The following is a 1,022-nucleotide window of genomic DNA, read 5'->3' on the forward strand; positions in this document are numbered from 1 at the left end:
CGTTTGCCGATGGCTTCGCAGAACGCCTTGAAGCTGCCCGCCTGTTCCGGAATGGTCACGGCAATGATTGCCTCGCGGCCTTCGCCCAGTTCAGCGCGCTCGGCCACATGGCGCAGGCGGTCGAAGTTGACGTTGGCGCCGGAATCGATGGCGACGAAGGTCTGTCCGGTGACTTCGTACTGTTCGGTGTACTTCTTGATGCCGGCCACGCCCAAGGCGCCGGAGGGTTCAGTGATCGAGCGGGTGTCGTCGTAGATGTCCTTGATCGCCGCACAGATTTCATCGGTGCTGACGGTGATCACCTCATCGACGTAATCCTTGCAGATCTCGAAGGTGTACTGACCGATCTGCGCCACGGCCACGCCATCGGCAAACAGCCCGACCTGCTGCAACACCACGCGCTCGCCATAGGCCATGGCCTGTTGCAGGCAATTGGAGTCATCCGGCTCGACGCCGATCACCTTGATCTCCGGGCGCAGGTATTTCACGTACGCCGCAATGCCGGCGATCAGCCCGCCGCCGCCGACCGGGACGAAGATCGCGTCCAGCGACCCCTGATGCTGACGCAGGATTTCCATCGCCACCGTGCCTTGCCCGGCGATGGTGTCGGGATCGTCGTACGGGTGAACGTAGACGTAGCCGTGTTCCTCAACCAGTTTCAGCGAATACGCCAACGCTTCGGGAAACGAGTCGCCATGGAGTACGACTTTTCCGCCCCGGGAGCGCACGCCTTCGACTTTGATCTCGGGGGTGGTCTTCGGCATCACGATGGTCGCCGCCACTCCTAGGGTCTTCGCCGCCAGCGCCAGGCCCTGGGCATGATTGCCCGCCGATGCCGTCACCACGCCCCGCGCCAGTTCTTCCGGGCTCAGTTGCGCCAACTTGTTGTAGGCGCCACGAATCTTGAAGGAATACACCGGCTGCAGGTCTTCGCGCTTGAGCAGCACGTTGTTGCCCAGGCGCGCGGAAAGCTGGCGTGCGGCGTGCAGCGGGGTTTCCACGGCAACGTCATAGACGCGGGA

Annotated in this window: 1 protein-coding gene; it reads right to left on the bottom strand. The window is 62.9% G+C overall.

Features of this window, described 5'->3' with window-relative positions:
- Positions 1-1,022, bottom strand: a 1,022-nt coding sequence (ilvA, locus tag ACYAR8_RS22835; protein ID WP_463581140.1) for a threonine ammonia-lyase, biosynthetic, incomplete at both ends; no start/stop codon positions are given.

The sequence above is a fragment of the Pseudomonas sp. HP_01 genome, assembly GCF_055284355.1.